The 13855-nt window shown below is 63.3% G+C and carries 11 protein-coding genes and 1 pseudogene; 5 read left to right on the forward strand and 7 right to left on the reverse strand.

Features of this window, described 5'->3' with window-relative positions; translation table 11 throughout:
* Nucleotides 1-9 precede the first annotated feature (9 nt).
* On the forward strand, nucleotides 10-870 hold the full coding sequence (locus AC1DW2_RS15085; RefSeq protein WP_477006450.1) for a PCC domain-containing protein: 861 nt from the start codon (nucleotides 10-12) through the stop codon (nucleotides 868-870).
* Nucleotides 871-886: 16 nt separating this feature from the next.
* On the opposite strand, the gene AC1DW2_RS15090 is transcribed toward AC1DW2_RS15085, so the two are convergent.
* Nucleotides 887-2959, reverse strand: a complete 2073-nt coding sequence (locus tag AC1DW2_RS15090) for a DUF1217 domain-containing protein (RefSeq protein WP_477006451.1) — start codon at nucleotides 2957-2959, stop codon at nucleotides 887-889.
* Nucleotides 2960-3192: 233 nt separating this feature from the next.
* Here AC1DW2_RS15090 and AC1DW2_RS15095 point away from each other — a divergent pair.
* The 3 genes and pseudogenes from AC1DW2_RS15095 (at nucleotide 3193) to AC1DW2_RS15105 (ending at nucleotide 6445) form a co-directional block, all read left to right on the forward strand.
* Nucleotides 3193-3961 (forward strand): annotated as a pseudogene (locus AC1DW2_RS15095) (AAA family ATPase).
* Nucleotides 3962-4919: 958 nt separating this feature from the next.
* Entirely contained in the window at nucleotides 4920-5489 is a 570-nt protein-coding gene (locus AC1DW2_RS15100) for an SRPBCC family protein (protein ID WP_085404680.1), read from the forward strand.
* Nucleotides 5490-5491: 2 nt separating this feature from the next.
* Nucleotides 5492-6445, forward strand: coding sequence for a YVTN family beta-propeller repeat protein (locus AC1DW2_RS15105; RefSeq protein WP_477006452.1), 954 nt, complete (start codon nucleotides 5492-5494; stop codon nucleotides 6443-6445).
* Nucleotides 6446-6571: 126 nt separating this feature from the next.
* Here the strand turns inward: AC1DW2_RS15105 and AC1DW2_RS15110 are convergent, their stop codons facing one another.
* Nucleotides 6572-7498 carry a nucleoside hydrolase gene (locus AC1DW2_RS15110; protein WP_477006453.1) on the reverse strand — a complete coding sequence of 309 codons (927 nt, stop codon included), beginning with the start codon at nucleotides 7496-7498 and terminating at the stop codon, nucleotides 6572-6574.
* Between the two features lie 35 nt (nucleotides 7499-7533).
* Entirely contained in the window at nucleotides 7534-8175 is a 642-nt protein-coding gene (locus tag AC1DW2_RS15115; protein WP_477006454.1) for an HAD-IA family hydrolase, read from the reverse strand.
* Between the two features lie 110 nt (nucleotides 8176-8285).
* Between AC1DW2_RS15115 and AC1DW2_RS15120 the strand changes: the two genes are divergently transcribed.
* Entirely contained in the window at nucleotides 8286-8360 is a 75-nt protein-coding gene (locus AC1DW2_RS15120; protein WP_354118374.1) for a DUF433 domain-containing protein, read from the forward strand.
* Nucleotides 8361-8423: 63 nt separating this feature from the next.
* On the opposite strand, the gene AC1DW2_RS15125 is transcribed toward AC1DW2_RS15120, so the two are convergent.
* The 4 genes from AC1DW2_RS15125 to AC1DW2_RS15140 all read right to left on the reverse strand — a co-directional run bounded on the left by AC1DW2_RS15125 (nucleotide 8424) and on the right by AC1DW2_RS15140 (nucleotide 13750).
* Nucleotides 8424-8756 carry a hypothetical protein gene (locus tag AC1DW2_RS15125; protein WP_247305423.1) on the reverse strand — a complete coding sequence of 111 codons (333 nt, stop codon included), beginning with the start codon at nucleotides 8754-8756 and terminating at the stop codon, nucleotides 8424-8426.
* A gap of 45 nt (nucleotides 8757-8801) precedes the next feature.
* A complete protein-coding gene (uvrA, locus tag AC1DW2_RS15130) occupies nucleotides 8802-11780 on the reverse strand; it encodes an excinuclease ABC subunit UvrA (protein ID WP_477006455.1) in 2979 nt (992 codons plus the stop codon).
* A gap of 304 nt (nucleotides 11781-12084) precedes the next feature.
* Nucleotides 12085-12840: an outer membrane protein gene (locus tag AC1DW2_RS15135; RefSeq protein WP_477006456.1), complete on the reverse strand. Its 756-nt coding sequence runs from the start codon at nucleotides 12838-12840 to the stop codon at nucleotides 12085-12087.
* 145 nt (nucleotides 12841-12985) lie between these two features.
* Nucleotides 12986-13750: an outer membrane protein gene (locus tag AC1DW2_RS15140; RefSeq protein ID WP_477006457.1), complete on the reverse strand. Its 765-nt coding sequence runs from the start codon at nucleotides 13748-13750 to the stop codon at nucleotides 12986-12988.
* Between the last annotated feature and the right edge of the window lie 105 nt (nucleotides 13751-13855).

Here is a 13855-nt window from a genome sequence, read left to right on the forward strand (position 1 = left end):
GCATACGCGATGCGAAGTATCAAGCAGCCGGGCGCGCCTGTCGCCGAACGCATCCAATGGGTCGAGGCGAGGGGGCGCGCATTCTCGTTTAGGGTCGAAGCGGGTCTGCCGCTGCTCGAAGCCGCGCGGCGTGGTTTTGCGGCAGAGGGGTTTGCCAGTGGCGTGCTGAATTTTGGCAGCGCTGCACTCGGACCATTCGCATACGTGATGCCGGCGCTGTCGAAGACAGGTGAGAACGCGGCGTTCTACAGTGACACTTTTCGCCCCAGCGGCGTGACGCGGACGAAACTCGGCTGCATGACGCTCGGAATGCGCGATGGCGCCCCGTTCTTTCATTGCCACGGGCTCTGGACGGAGGCGGACGGCAAGGCAAGCGGCGGCCACATGCTGCCGGACGAGACTGTTGTCGCCGAGCCGTTCGAGGTTGAAGCGTTCGGCATCGACGGTGCGATGTTCACCGCGGAGCCCGATACCGAGACCAATTTCAAGCTGTTCGGGCCGGTGTCCGCTGCGAGCACCGGCGCGCGTACGACAAGCCGCGCCTTCGCGCTGCGGCTGCGGCCCAACCAGGATTTTGCCGGCTGCCTCGAAGCGTTCTGCCGCACGCATGGCATCGCGCGTGCGAAGATCCACGGCGGCGTCGGTTCGACCATCGGTGCACGCTTCACCCATGGCGGGGTGACCGAGTCGTTCGCGACCGAGCTCGCCGTGACAGCGGGGACGATCGTAGAGGGCAGTTCGGGCGCACCGGAGGCGACGCTCGACATCGCCCTGATCGACTACACCGGCGGCATTGCGGAGGGCCGTCTGATCCGTTGGGACAATCCCGTGCTGATGACCATGGAGCTGGCGCTCGAGGTGTTGGGCTAGTATCGGCGAGCGATCATCAGTGAGCACGTAGCTTGGCGATGGCCAAGAACGTGGATTCACTTATCCCTGATATGCCCGAGCTCGATCCTTGAAAGAGGTTGAGCAAGGGAGATTGACCCTGGCCGATGCTCTCGCCGTTTCTGACGTCATACATGGCGGAGAACCGGCTCAACAGTTTTTCAACCTTCGCCGGATCGGAAAGATCCTTGATCTTCATGAATTTGTCCACGACCTTGGCTTGCTGATCGATCTGCATCGAGGCCATCGAGTCAGGCAAATCGAAGGTGGTTCTGAACACCTCTGAAAGAGCCTTGTCGGCAAGGATGTCGTATGCGGACGTGATTTCTCCCGCCTTTCGCTGGAAATAGAGCGCAAGGCGTACGCCGGGATTCGTATCCCCCTGCTGCTGCTCCAGGCTTTGCTGGAGATAGTTCGCCTGTGTTTCCCGGAATTGATCTCTCTTCTGAGGACCCATCATCGGGAGGCGCGCAACGTTACCCTTGCTGTCGAAGTTGAACGATGCCACGATTTCGGCAAAGCGAGGATCGCTCTGCGTGTTCGCGAAGCTCTTTGGGTTGTTCAGGTCGGAGCTGAAGATCTTCTTGAGAAATTCGGTGCTGACCTTCTTGGGTTCCAAACCCTTGGCCAAGAGAATGAAATCGACCATCGGCCTGTTTGCGAGAAGGTCGGAAACGCTGTCGATGCCTGCGATGGCCTCTTGATAAGCCGTCGCATCTTTCGTGGCTTGTGCCCGGACGGCCGCTTGCTGCTGAGGGCTTGCCTGTTTCAGCGCTGCAATGACGTAGTTCCTCGCAATCTCGACGACTTCAGCCGAGTCCTGAGCCACCAAGGGGGTCGTCAGATTGCCTTTTGCGTCGAAGTTGAAGGCGTGTGCGAGCTGTACGTACCGGTTGTCCTTGAGGGTATAGACGAAGCTCTTGGGGTCACTGAGGTCGCTTTCGAGGACAGCCTTGATCGTGGCCTGCGAGACCCCCTTGGGATCGAGGCCGACGGCGCCCAGCGCAAAATCATACACGGCTGGTGTTGATACGAACGCCTGGACTGAATTGATCTTGAGGATGGCTGTTCTGAATTGCCTGACTGCAAAGGCTTCGTTAAGGGGGCTTGCTGCCGAATAGACGGCGGCCTTGCTGTCGTCGAACCGCGTTTTCGTGATCGCGACATTTGCAGCAGTCTGGGCGGATACACCTGACGGAAGCGACCCGTCGGACGAAAACTCGAACGCGCCGGCCAAGTCTACAAACCCGCCAATCGTCGATATCTGGTCGCCGAGGCTGGAAATGCTTTTCGTATATGACTCCAGGTGACTTTTTTCTACCAGGATCTGGATGTTCAACTGGTTCACGTCGGCGCCCGGCTGCGATAGTTGGGCCTTGTAAGCGGTTATCTTTAAATCAGCGGCGCTGGCATCCGATTTGGCTTGAGCAAGCTGGGCGTTGAGGCCGGTCAACTGAGAAGCGAAGGTGGTGTTGACGTAGCTGTTGGGATCGGATGGATCGCTGCGCAAGACCTGACTTATCGTGTCACGCGGCCACTTGCTTTCATCGATCCCATATGCCGAATAGACATAGTTGCGAAGACGGTCGTTGTTCAGGAGTTGGTCTGCACTGCTGATGTTGCCGATTTCGGCGCCGTAGTATTTCGAGTCGTCGGCAAGTGCATCGACCTGGCTCTTCTTGGTCGCCGTGTACAGATCGATCATCTCATCGATTTGGTTCTCCGATTGCGCAACCGGCGTCGCACCGCCATTGAAGGAGAATGCCGCGGCAAACTCCTGGTAGCGTTTGTCCACCAACTTGTTGACGAAGCTCTTTGGGTCGGAGAGGTCGCTCTCCAGCACCTTCTTCATGAAAGCCTTGGCGTAGGCCATGTCTTCCAGGCCATATGCCTTCATCGCATAATGATACAGGCGATAGTCCTTCATGAAATCATCGACGGTCTTCACCTTGCCGATGTTGGCTTTGTAGTAAGCCTCCTCGCGCGCGACATCCGTTTGCTGTTCGACCCGCGCCAGGGACTGCTTGAGATTGCGCGTGATGTAGCTGTAACTGAAATACGTCGATACCATCGCGCACTCCTCGCGGCTTTACGGTCCCGGACGTCCGTCAATCATTGCCGGGGTCGCGAGGTGGGAGCCGGCCTCATGCCGGCAACTGTCTCGTAGCTACGTTTTCTTAATTCGCACCCGGGTGGCGGATGGCGGGTTTGTTTCAATTTGTTTCTCAGATGCAGCTTTCGTGAGGATTGTGTTCCTGATATGTTCTTATTAAAAGATGGGTCGGAACGGGTTGGAAGCCGGGCATGAGCCGAAGAAGCAATCGCACGATCAACCTGCCGGCGCCGTATCTGAAGCGGCGTCTGGCTCGATCCGTCGCAAGTTCGCGATCGCGAGGCTTATCCGTTTTGCCTGCCCATCTTTCCGGATGATTTCGAGCTCAACTTCGACGCCGCCATCACGATCATCGTCGGAGAGAATGGCACCGGGAAGTCGACGATCCTCGAGGGTATCGCAGCGCTTGCCGGCTACGACGATGCGGGTGGAGGCAAGGGCTACATGCCCGTCGACCATTCCGAAGCGCGGGAGAAGATGGGCGGCCAGCTTCCCAGGGCCTTGCGCGCAAGCTGGCTGCCAAAAATCACCAACGGCTGGTTTTTTCGCGCCGAGAGTTTTTTCTCGGTCGCGCGATATCTCGACAAGGCCGCACGTGACGCCGGCCAGGCCGGCCCCGACTTCCTGTCGCATTCCCATGGCGAAGGTTTTCTGCGCTTCTTCGAAGAGCGCTGCCAGCGCCAGGGCATCTTCATCTTCGACGAGCCGGAATGGGCGCTGTCGCCGGCGCGTCAGATCGAATTCCTGAAGCTCTTGCGACGCATGGACGAGTCCCGCATCTGCCAGGTCATCATGGCAACCCATGCGCCTCTGCTGATGGCCTATCCAAACGCGAGACTGTTGCGGTTGGGCAAATACGGCCTGGAGCCGACGACGGTGGAGCAAACCGATCATTACCGGGTGATGCGCGAATTCTGTGACGATCCGCGCGGGTTCGTGGAGGCGACACTGGCGGAGTAGGCGAGGGCGCACTCCCACGGCACTCGCTCTTCTCGTGTCCCGGACGCGCTGCAGCGCGTAGCGGTGCGGCGCAGAGCCGGGACCCACGCAGTCACACGCTCGCTGATGCATGGGCCCCCGGCTCTGCAGCGCACCGCCGCACTGGACGATGCTGCGCATCGCCAGGGAAGCGCTGCGCTGCGTCCGGGGCACGCGAGCAGATTCTAGCTTTGCATTCGAATTCAAATCGCACGCACGGATTCGCATCCTCGCGGCAAGATCTGCCCGAGCTCTGCTGTATTCATCGCCCCCAAAAGTGCCGAGGGCGCAGGGAAGGCCGGGTGCCGGCTGGCACCCGCGGTCCACTGTGCGGAAATTGCGCTACGAAGTTTGCACAGTGGCATACAGGTGAAGCCAAACATCCGGCCTTCCCTGCGCAGTGGTTTTACGGCTTATGCCGAGCTCTCCCCGGGGAGCGATGCACTATTGCCCCCGTCACCTTGCGGATGACCGATGTGCGCGCCCGGTCGGGCCGCCACATCACCGCAAGACTTGGCGCACAGGCTCCGGGCGCCAGGACGGCACGGTTTTACCGTACACAGGCTGCACCGGTCGTGTGCGCGCGGCGTTCGCTCACGGTTGCCCGCCCTGCAAATCACCTTCGCGCCGACGCTGCCTGCGTCCACCACTTCCCATCCCGCGTATCGTGACGATCGCGATAACGCCCCTCGGCCCGGGGTGGGATGGCTTTCTATATGATAATCCGAAATACGGATAAAGAGAATTATTTCTGCGTGGCGTGGTTGACCCGCCCATTGGGTGTTTTGCCCGCCGGGCGGCGCAAGGGGTGGTTGTGGGACGCGCGAGCGCGCGCCGCAACGCCGCCATGAACAGGTCTCCCCTCGGCCGCAAAATGCGTTACCATGATCCCAGCGCGCCTCAAGTCGCGCACGATCAACGAGACGCATGAGGAAACGAGATGAGGGTGACGATTGGACGGCGCACGGTCATGGGCGCGGTGCTGACTGCCGCGGGCGCGGTGGCTTTGACGGCGGCGTTTGGCCCGGCCTGGGCACATGGGCCGACCCGGCAGAAGGTGCGCGAATCCATCGAGATCAACGCGCCGCCGGCCAAGGTCTGGGCCGCGATCGGCAATTTCCAGGACATGAGCTGGCTCCCGCCTGTCACCAAGACCGAGGGCGAGAAGGGCAATGAGATCGAAGCGACGCGGCGGCTGACCCTGACGGGAGGCGCCACCGTCGATGAGGAACTCTACAAGTTCGACGCTGCCGCGATGACCTATTCCTACCGGATCACCAAGGTGGACGTGAAGGTGCTGCCGGTCACCAATTATTCCTCGACGCTGGCGGTGACGCCGAGCGCCGACGGCAAGGGCGCGACGCTGGAATGGGCGGGCGCGTTCTACCGCGGCTTCCCCAACAACGATCCGCCGCCGGAGCTGAGCGACGAGGCCGCGGTGAAGGCGGTGAAGGGGCTCTATCAGGCCGGGCTCGAAGCGCTGAAGAAGAAGATCGAGAGCGGAAGCTGACCGTGCGGGCGCGGGTCCTGGCGGCGCTCGCCGCCAGCCTTTGCGCTGCCAGTATTGGCAGCGCGTCCGCCGAAGAGGCGTTCGTCACCAACCAGCTCAGCGACGATCTGATGGTCGTGGACCTCGCGACATCGCGCAGCGTCGCGACCATCCCGATCGGCGGCAAGCCGGCCGGCGTGGCCGTCAGCGCGGATGGGCGCTTTGCCTATGTCACGAGTCCGGACGCCAAGGCGGTGACCGTGGTCGACGCCGCAACGCGGCAGGTCTCGGGGCGGATCGAGGTCGGCGGCGGGCCGCTCGGCATTGCCGTGACGCCCGATGGCAAGACGGTCTACGTCGCGGACTGGTATGCGGCGGCCGTGCGGGTGATCGATACGGCCTCGCGCAGTATCACGGCCAGCATCGCGGTCGGCGCATCCCCGTCCGGTCTTGCTGTGACGCCTGATGGCAGGCTGCTGCTCTCGGCGGACCGCGACGACGACAGCGTCTCGGTGGTCGATACCGCGACGCGTGAGCGCAGGGCGACCATCAAGGTCGGCACCCGTCCGTTCGGCGTCACCATCGATGCCGAGGGAAAACGCGCCTACACCGCCAATGTCGGCTCCAACGACGTCTCGGTAATCGACATCGCCGCGAGCCAAGAGATCGGCCGCGTGCCGGTCGGGATGCGTCCCTATGCGGTGGCGCTGACGCAGGGGCGCGGCTTCGTCACCGACCAGTATGGCGGCACCGTCAGCGTGTTCGACCTGGCGACGCTGAAGCCGATCAAGCGGATCAATGTCGGCGACTATCCCGAAGGCATCAATGCGACCGCCGACGGCAAGCGCGTCATCGTCGCCTGCTGGGAGAGCAACACAATGAGCATCATCGATGCCACCGAGCTGAAGGTGATCGGCGAGGTGAAGGTCGGCGACGGCCCGCGGGCGTTCGGGGCGTTCCTGCGTAGGACGGAGTAGGGGGCGTAGGGTGGGCAAAGGCGCAGCGCGCCGTGCCCACCATCTCTCCGCTGCCTCGGCACGTAATGGTGGGCACGCTTCCGCCTTCGCCCTTCGAGCTACGGCGGACAAGTCGCTTTGCCCACCCTACGGCACCTTCGGCGCGGCAAACGCCTTCAACTTCAGGAAAAAGTCCTTCAGGATCGGGTTGCGATCCACATAGATCACGTAGCGGATCGGATGCCGCCGGCGGTCGACGCTCCACGTGATCTGATCCGTGAGAACCGGGGCCGGGATGATCACGCTCGGCGCCCAATCGGGATTGAGAAGCCAGCCGACCGGCGCCATGTCCCAGATCTCCTTGGCCCAACCCAGATGGTCGGACGAGTATTCCTTGAAGCGCATGGCGAGGAACGCGCCGATGCTGCCATACGGTTCGACGTAGCGCTCGATCTCCGGCACCGTGCTGTGAAGGTGCGAGGTGACGCCCTTGCATGGCACGAGCACGAGCGGCACGCCGCTGTCGAACAGCACCTGCGCGCCGCCGACGTCCTGCTTGAGGTTGAACTCGATCGTGTGCGGCCATTCCAGCGCGTGACCGCCAAGCCAGACCACCACCACGCGGTCGATGATGTCGGGGGCCTTGAGCAGCGCCGAGGCGACGTTGCTGATGGCGCCGATGGCAATGACGTAGAGCGGATTGTCAGGGGAGCCTGCGCGCGCCCGGGCCACGAGGTCGTTGACGGCGGGGGCCGCCTGCGCCGTCTTGCCGGGACCGACATGGTCGGTGACGCCGCGATGGACGAGGCCGTCCGGCGCGACGTTGAGGCGCTCCAGCAGGCGAAGGATTTCCTGGTAGCTCAGCTCCATGCCGTGGCCGGGACTGTCGGCGCGTGTGTTGAAGAACGGCGCGGCGTAGATCGCCTCGACGTCGAACCGGTCCTTCGACAGCAGCATCTGCACCAGCGCGAATTGATCGTCGATCTCGTTGTAGGTGTCGGTGTCGAGCACCACGCGCACCTTGCCGACCGGCGGCTCCAGCAGTTTGAGGCGGGCTGCGTCCGAGAGTGTCATCACCGTCTCCTTGGGCCGGGCGTGCCGATTGCGGATCAGGCCTTGAGCGAAATCCGGCAGACCACGTCTGCGATCTCATCCATCTGCGCGAACATGTGATCGGGCGCAAGCGCCCGCAGCGCCGCCGGCGCAGCGTAGCCCCAACTCACCGCGCCGCAGGCAATCCCCACCGCCCGCGCCGCCTCGATATCGCGGACCTCGTCGCCGATCGCGATCACGCGGCCTGGCTGCACGACCGCGCGCCGGATCACGCGGCGGAATTTCGCGGGCTTGCCGAACAGCGACGCCGCGCAGTCGAAATGCGCGAACAGGGCGGCGGACTCGCCAAGCTTCTCGCGCGCATTGGCTTCGCTATCCGACGTCACCAGCGCTAGCTGCACGCCGTTCCCGGCCAGCGTCCGCAGCATCGTCTCGACGCCCGCAAACAGCGGAATCTCGGCCGCCGCCTCCGCCTTCAGCCGCCGCGCATGGCGCGCGATCGCCGGCAGCTTCCACAGCGGTACCTCGAGCCGGGTGAGGATCTCGCGCGACGAGGCATGCCGCAGCGCTTCGATTTCGTCATCCGCGACGCGACGAAAATTGAAGCGATCGGCGACATCGTTGATGGTGCGCAGGAACCACGGAAAGCTGTCGGCCAGCGTGCCGTCGAGGTCGAAGATGGCGAGGGAGTAGGGCATTTGAGGAGGGTTTTGGAGTTCGCTGAAAAACGTGATGTGGCGTGCTATTATTTCAAGAGAATTCGAGGACAGTCATGCGACACGAGCGCATTGAAATCAACCCTGCGATCATGGATGGCAAGCTCGTTATCCGTGGGACGCGTGTGCCGGTCGAATTGGTGTTGCGGGAGCTGGGGCTGGCATGACGACCAAGGCCATCATCTCGGAATACCCGCTCTGGCTCGTGAACGAATGCGTGGCAGAGTGTGTCACCGCAATTTGCGCACGTGAACATTGATGTCGAGATCGATGTTGCTGACGCAGGTCTGCGTAGTCCGGTGAGAGCCGCCCTCGTGCCAGTGGCCATCGCGCGTGCGGGCGTTGGTGATATTGGCGAGCTTCAGGCATCGCCATTGCGGCAGCGGTCCGCTGCTTTCGCCGCCGAATTGCCAGGCGAGGACGGCTTCCTCACCCATCTTGTTGGTGCCGATGATGTGGGGGCAGAGCTCGCGATAGCGCCCCTCGTAGATGCAGGTTACCTGCTGCTCGGCGAGGATTGCCTTGCGGAAGAGCGTGTAGGTGCGGCTGGGCATCGCGGACACTTGCAGACTTTCCCCGATGATCCCGCTGACGAGGCGGAGTGAATTCTACTCCGCCGCCTCGCTCGTGCTCCGCCGCTTCGGCTTCCGCGCCTTCTTCAGCACAGGCTCCAGAAACTTGCCCGTGTAGCTCCTTGGCGCTTTGGCGATATCCTCCGGCGGGCCCCAGGCGACGATCTCGCCGCCGCCGTCGCCGCCTTCGGGGCCGAGGTCGATCACCCAGTCGGCGGTCTTGATGACTTCGAGATTGTGCTCGATGACGACGACCGTGTTGCCCTGGGCGACCAGCTCGTGCAGCACCTCCAGCAGCTTCTTGACGTCGTGGAAGTGCAGGCCGGTGGTCGGCTCGTCCAGGATGTAGAGCGTGCGCCCAGTGGCGCGCTTTGACAGCTCCTTGGCGAGCTTGACGCGTTGGGCTTCGCCGCCCGACAGGGTCGTCGCCTGCTGGCCGACATGGATGTAATCGAGGCCGACGCGGTGCAGGGTCTGGAAGGTCTCGCGCACGCGCGGCACCGCCTTAAAGAACTCGGCGGCTTCCTCGACGGTCATGTCGAGGACGTCGGCGATGCTCTTGCCCTTGAACAGGACCTCCAGCGTCTCGCGGTTGTAGCGCTTGCCCTTGCAGACGTCGCAGGTGACGTAGACGTCGGGCAGGAAGTGCATCTCGATCTTGATGACGCCGTCGCCCTGGCAGGCCTCGCAGCGGCCGCCCTTGACGTTGAAGGAGAAGCGGCCGGGCTCGTAGCCGCGCGCCTTCGCTTCGGGCAGGCCGGCGAACCATTCGCGGATCGGCGTGAAGGCGCCGGTGTAAGTCGCGGGATTCGAACGTGGCGTGCGGCCGATCGGCGACTGATCGATGTCGATGATCTTGTCGATGTGCTCGAGACCCTCGATGCGATCGTGGGGTGCGGCGCCTTCGCTGGCGTTGTTCAGCTTGCGGGCGATGGCCTTGTAGAGCGTGTCGATCAGTAGCGTCGACTTGCCGCCGCCGGAGACGCCGGTGACGGCCGTGAACAGGCCGAGTGGAATCTCGGCCGTGACGTTCTTGAGGTTATTGCCGCGCGCGTTGACCACCTTGATGGTGCGGCGATGGTTCGGCGGGCGCCGCTCCGGCACCTCGACCTCGAGCTCGCCGGTCAGATATTTGCCGGTGAGCGATTTCGGGTTGCGCATGATCTCGGCGGGCGTGCCTTCGGCGACGATGTTGCCGCCATGCATGCCGGCGCCGGGGCCGATGTCGAGGACGTAGTCGGCGAGCAAGATCGCGTCCTCGTCATGCTCGACCACGATCACGGTGTTGCCGAGGTCGCGCAGGCGCTTGAGGGTGTCGAGCAGGCGCGCATTGTCGCGCTGGTGCAGGCCGATCGAGGGCTCGTCCAGCACGTAGAGCACGCCCGTCAGTCCCGAGCCGATCTGCGAGGCGAGGCGGATGCGCTGGCTCTCGCCGCCGGACAGCGTGCCGGAGGAGCGGGACAAAGTGAGGTAGTTGAGGCCGACGTCGAGCAGGAAGGTGAGGCGCTCGCGGATCTCCTTGAGGATGCGGCCGGCGATCTCGTTCTGCTGCGTGTTCAGCGCTTCGGGCACGGTCTCGAACCATTCGCCGGCCTTCCTGACCGACAGCTCCGAGATCTCGCCGATATGCTTGCCGCCGATCTTGACGCAGAGCGCCTCGGGCTTCAGCCGGAAACCCTTGCAGCCCTCGCAGGGGACGTCGTGGAAATACTTTGCGAGCTCCTCGCGCGCCCACTCGCTCTCGGTCTCGCGATAGCGGCGGTTGATGTTGGTGATGACGCCCTCGAACGGCTTCTTGGTGTCGTAGGAGCGGACGCCGTCCTCGTAGGAGAACTTGATCTCGTCCTCGCCCGAGCCAAGGAGGATCGCGTTCTGCGTCTTCTTCGGCAGATCCTTCCATTTGGTGGTCAGCGTGAACTTGTAGTGCTTGCCGAGCGCGGTCAGCGTTTGAATATAGTAAGGCGACGACGACTTGGCCCAGGGCGCGATCGCGCCCTTGCCGATGGGGAGCTCCTTGTCGGGGATGACGAGGTCTTCGTCGACATGCTGCTCGACGCCGAGGCCGCCGCAGGCTGGACAGGCGCCGTAGGGATTGTTGAACGAGAACAGGCGCGGCTCGATCTCCGGAATCGTGAAGCCGGAGACGGGGCAAGCGAATTTTTCGGAGAACAGGATGCGCTCGGGCCCGCTCTTGTCGTGGATTTTTGCGGTCTTTTTCTTTTCTTCAGCAGGCGCAGCCGCTGCGGGCGCATCGGCGAATTCGACGACGGCGAGGCCCTCCGCGAGCTTCAGCGCGGTCTCAAAGCTTTCGGCGAGGCGCTGGCCGATGTCGGCGCGCACCACGATGCGGTCGACCACGACGTCGATGTCGTGCGGAAATTTCTTGTCGAGCGTCGGCGCCTCCGCGAGCTCATGGAAGGTGCCGTCGATCTTGACGCGCTGAAAACCCTTCTTGAGCCATTCGGCGAGCTCCTTGCGGTACTCGCCCTTGCGGCCGCGCACGACCGGGGCGAGCAGATAGAGGCGGGTGCCTTCGGGCAGCGCCAGCACGCGGTCGACCATCTGCGAGACGGTCTGGCTCTCGATCGGCAGGCCCGTGGCGGGCGAATAGGGCACGCCGACGCGCGCCCAGAGCAGGCGCATGTAGTCGTAGATCTCGGTGACGGTGCCGACGGTCGAGCGCGGGTTCTTCGACGTCGTCTTCTGCTCGATCGAGATCGCCGGCGACAGGCCGTCGATCTGGTCGACATCAGGCTTCTGCATCATCTCCAGGAACTGGCGCGCATAGGCCGACAGCGATTCGACGTAGCGGCGCTGGCCCTCGGCATAAATGGTGTCGAAGGCGAGCGAGGATTTGCCGGAGCCCGACAGCCCCGTGAACACCACCAGCTTGTCGCGGGGGATCTCGACGTCGACATTCTTGAGGTTGTGCTCGCGCGCGCCACGGATCGTAATTGCGCGCAGGCTGGATCCCGCGTTCTGCTGTTGGCGCTTCGCCTTGATCACTTCATCCATCCGAGTTGCCCTCAAGGAATCCCAAAGGTGCGCGATCGCGCCAACAAAAAAGGCGCGCGTCGCCCGGAACCGGGATCGGCGCCGATGGGTATGGCAGCGAACGTAGGAAGAACGGGAGCGGATTTCCAGTGGCGTGTGCGAATCGTCAACGGATTGTTGGCGCGCTGGCGGCATCTGGCAGGAGCGGGGCGCCCGGAACATGCGAAGGGCCGGCGCGAGGCCAGCCCTTCGTTCGCGTTTGAATGCGGATTTGGGGCAATCCGCACATGATCAGGACTTGGAGGTTCCTGTGGGAAGCTTTGTCTCAGTATTTGGCGACGACCGGGCCGCCCCAGCGGTAATTGATGCGGATCAGGCCCATGTCGATATCCTGGCCGATCCTGTCGGTGCGCGGGGCGAAGCCGCCGACGAGCGTTGCGAAGTCGGCGCTGTGATGGCCGAGGAAGACATGGTTGTACTCGCCGCCGACCGACCAGTTCTCCGCAAAGCCCCATTCCACGCCGATGCCGATGGTGTAGCCCCAGCGGGTCTGGTTGACGCTGTTGAACACCGCGGCCGGGACGCCGGGGACGAAGGTGTCGTACTTGTCGTGCGCCACCGCGGCGCCAGCCTTGCCATAGAAGAGCAGGTTGCTGACGGCGTAGCCCATCTGGCCCGTGAACAGGCCGAAGCTGTCGATCTTGGTCTGGTTGGTGAACAGCGGCAGCGCCACGCTGACATTGCTGCCCTTGAAGTCGGCCCAGTTGCCCTGGCCCTCGATGCCGAACACCCAGCGCGACTTCTGCCAGCGATAGCCGAGTTGTCCGCCGACTGTGCCACCGCCCGCATTGTGACAGCCTTCGCCAACGGCCGGATCGACAGCGATGCCGAGCGCGCGGGTCACGCCCCAGCAGGCATGGGCCAAGCCGCCGCCGCCGTTGATGCCGGCATAGATGCCGCTCCAGTCGTAGAGGGGAACGGCGGCCGCCGGTGCCTTGTAGATCGGGAGATCGGCGGCGGTAGCCGGCGCGACCGCGCCGAGTGCGAACAGGCTGACCGCAGCCAGCATCCACGTCTTCATGTCACGTCCCCAACTCGCCAAAGCCATATGCGGACGCCTTGCGCGCGCCTCACGACTCCAAGACGGTTGGGTGCATCCTCGCGCGAAAACAAAAAGGCCGGCGCAAGGCCGGCCTTTTGTAACGCGATGGCGTCGGAGGCGAAGATCAGTATTTGGCGATGAGGGGGCCGCCGAACCTGTAACTGACGCGGGCCGTTGCAATGTCAACGTCCTGGCGGATCCGATCGGCGCGCGAGAGCGTGCCGTTGTTGAACGTAAAGCGGTTGTCGCGCGATCCCATGAAGCCGTGCACATAATCGACGCCGACCACGATGTTGGGCGTTACGCCGAAATCGAGGCCAGCACCAACCGCTCCGCCCCAGCGCGTTTCATTCGCCCTGTCGAACACGAAGCCGGTGGCGGTGGTGAAGCCTTCGTATTTGTCGCTCACAACCATCGCACCACCCTTCGCGTAGAGCAGCACATTGCTCCAGGCGTAGCCGACCTGGCCGGTCACGAGACCGAAGGCGTTGATCTTCGAGCGGTCTGAGCCGACGCCGCCGGCAGCCAGGCTCGGTCCATTGGAGCCGGTAAGGTGAGCCCAGTCGCCCTGGCCTTCCACGCCGAACACCCACGACGCGCTTTGCCAGCGAAAGCCGGCCTGGCCGCCGGCCACGCCGCCGGTCGCGGTGTGGCAGCCCTCCGATGCGGGGGGAGTGACCGGCGCACCGAGGATGTTGGTGACGATGTCCCAGCAATTATGGCTCCAGCCGCCACCACCGTTGGCGCCGATGTAGAAGCCGCTCCAATCGTAGACCGCGGCGATCATCGGGGCAGGAGCTTTGGTGTAGGGCCTCGCCGCCAGATCGGCCGCCGAGACGGACGTGGTCATCGCGACTATGCCGGCGGCGGCAAGCATAAACTTGTTCAAGGCGGACCCCCCAAGGCCAAAGTTGTTGCGATCTTCGATACAACCTTTGAGGTGCGACAGTCTGTCACCGGAGGGTCACAACGCCCCGAAAAATGGAACTTGTCC

It is taken from the genome of Bradyrhizobium sp. P3_C3, assembly GCF_056402655.1.